Genomic DNA, 2,522 nt, shown 5'->3' on the forward strand with positions numbered 1-2,522 from the left:
GGGCTTCACCCTGATCGAGCTGATGATCGTGGTCGCGATCATCGGCATCCTCGCGGCGATCGCCTACCCGGCCTATACCAACCACGTGGTCAAGACCAAGCGCGCCGCCGCGGCGGCCTGCCTTTCCGAGCAGGCCAACTACATGGAGCGGTTCTACACGACCAACATGCGCTACGACGTTGATGCCGGGAGTGACGCGAATCCGTTATCTCTTGACGAGGGGGAAGCGGGTCGGCTCGAACTCGGCTGTATGTCTGACAACGAGACCGGTGCCGACTACAGCTACAGCGTGACGAACCTGGACCGCTCCACGTTCACGGTGGAGGCTCAGCCGACCGGCGCCCAGGCGAGTCGCGACGACTGTGGCACGCTCACCCTCGACCAGGCCGGGACTCGTGGCGTGACCGGGGGCGGTACCGTGGAGCAGTGCTGGTAACGCGGTCGGCCTGACCGCGTCGATGTCAGGTGCGGGCACAGGACGCGCCCGCACGATCCTTGTCTGCAAGGGACGGAGGTGGTCATGCTCAAGGAAGAGCGACCGGCCCGCCGCCGGGCCGGATTCTCCCGTGGCCATGCCGGTTCGTGGCATGGCGCGGCCGGCGGGTTCTCGCTGATCGAGCTGATGGTGGCCGTAACGGTGGCCGCCGTGCTGCTCGCGATCGCCATTCCGGCATTTTCCTCGATGATGGCCCGCAACCAGCTGGCCGCGGCCAGCAACGACCTGCGTGGCGCGCTCATGTCCGCCCGCCAGGCCGCGGTGATGCAGGGGCGGCCCGTCTCACTCTGTGCCGGTACGCCCGAAACCGGTTGCAGTGGCGACTGGTCCCGCGGCGAGTGGCTCGTGTTTCACGATGCGGATCACGACGGCGACTTGGGGGCTGACGAAAAGCTGGTCCGTCATGGCCAGGCGGTCGGAGGCGGCGGGGCCGTGGTGATCGACGGCAACGGTCCGCTCAGGACGGCCCTGGTCTATGTGCCCCTGGGGCACGCCGAGCGTGTCAGCGGTGCCTTCGGTGCAGGAAGGCTGCGGGTCTGCGTGCCGCGGGACATCTCTCCCAATGCCAACGAACTGGTCATCTCGATAAGCGGGCGCGTGCGACGCCAATCGCTGGATTTCGACGGCGAGTGCCCGGCGCTGTAGCGGCATCGGGTGGGCGCAGACTGGCGGCAAGTCGTCGTTTTCCCGGGGCGGTTGCCTGTTACAATCAGCGGTTTGCAGCCCCACAACCGAATTGAAACGCCGTGACCGATTACAAGTCGACGCTGAACCTTCCCAAGACCGATTTCCCGATGCGCGGCAACCTGCCGAAGCGCGAGCCCGAGCGGCTGGCGCAGTGGCGGGAGCGGGATCTCTACCGCGCGGTGCGCGAGCATGCCGCCGGGCGGCCGAAGTTCGTGCTGCACGACGGCCCGCCGTATGCCAACGGTGACATCCATATCGGGCACGCGGTCAACAAGATCCTCAAGGACATCATCAACAAGACTCGGTTGCTGGAGGGCTTCGACACGCCCTACGTGCCGGGCTGGGACTGCCACGGTCTGCCGATCGAGCTGGTGGTCGAGCGCGAGCACGGCAAGCCGGGCGTCAAGCTCGACGAGCGCGCCTTCCGCCAGGCCTGCCGCGACTACGCGGCCAGCCAGATCGAGCGACAAAAGCAGGACTTCATCCGCCTGGGCGTGATGGGCGACTGGGACAACCCCTACCGCTCGATGGACTTCGCCTTCGAGGCCGACACGCTGCGGGCGCTGGCCGGTATCATCGAGCGTGGCCATCTGCACCGTGGCGAGAAGCCGGTGCACTGGTGCGTGGACTGCGGCTCGGCGCTGGCCGAGGCCGAGGTGGAGTACCAGGACAAGACCAGCGACCAGGTCGACGTGGCCTTCGCCGCGGTCGACCCGGCGGCGATCAGCCGCGCCTTCGGCGTGGAAGACGAAGCGCCGGTGGACCTGGTCATCTGGACCACCACCCCCTGGACGCTGCCGGCCAACCAGGCCGTGGCGGTCAACGCCGAGTTGACCTACCAGCTGATCGAGATCGACGGCCGTCGCATCGTTCTGGCCGAAGGGCTGGCCGAGGACGCGCTGGCCCGGATGGGTGTCGAGTCGCCGCGCGTCCTGGGTGAATGCAGTGGTGCCGCCCTGGAAGGCCAGGAGCTGGCGCACCCGTTCCTCGAGCGCCGCGTGCCGGTGATCCTCGGCGAGCACGTCACGCTCGATGCCGGCACGGGGCTGGTGCACACGGCCCCCGCCCACGGCGAGGAGGACTTCGCGGTCGGCAAGCGCTACCACCTGCCCGTGGACAACCCGGTCGACGGCGAGGGGCGCTTTTTCGCCGACACGTCGTTGGTCGGCGGAATGGATCTCAAGGCGGGTGGCCGCGCCATCCTCGAGCGGCTCGAAGCCGACGGCCGCCTGCTGGCGCACTCGAAGTTCGAGCACAGCTACCCGCACTGCTGGCGGCACAAGACGCCGCTGATCTTCCGCGCCACGCACCAGTGGTTCATCTCGATGACCCAGCAGCA

3 protein-coding genes are annotated in these 2,522 nt (G+C 67.8%); all 3 read left to right on the plus strand.

All coding sequences use genetic code 11. From position 1 onward, the window contains the following. Window positions 1–436, plus strand: a 436-nt coding sequence (locus ACESL5_RS09775) for a type IV pilin protein (RefSeq protein ID WP_372592591.1), incomplete at its 5' end; no start/stop codon positions are given. A gap of 84 nt (window positions 437–520) precedes the next feature. After that, window positions 521–1,141, plus strand: coding sequence for a GspH/FimT family pseudopilin (locus ACESL5_RS09780; RefSeq protein WP_372592592.1), 621 nt, complete (start codon window positions 521–523; stop codon window positions 1,139–1,141). Window positions 1,142–1,242: 101 nt separating this feature from the next. Continuing rightward, the coding region (locus tag ACESL5_RS09785; protein WP_372592593.1) for a class I tRNA ligase family protein at window positions 1,243–2,522 on the plus strand (1,280 nt) is incomplete at its 3' end.

Source organism: Guyparkeria sp. (assembly GCF_041687595.1).
Lineage (GTDB): Bacteria > Pseudomonadota > Gammaproteobacteria > Halothiobacillales > Halothiobacillaceae > Guyparkeria.

Bases quoted from the DNA above. Each gene is read 5' to 3' on its own strand.
- ACESL5_RS09780 (WP_372592592.1), top strand. From the start codon at position 521: ATGCTCAAGGAAGAGCGACCGGCCCGCCGCCGGGCCGGATTCTCCCGT.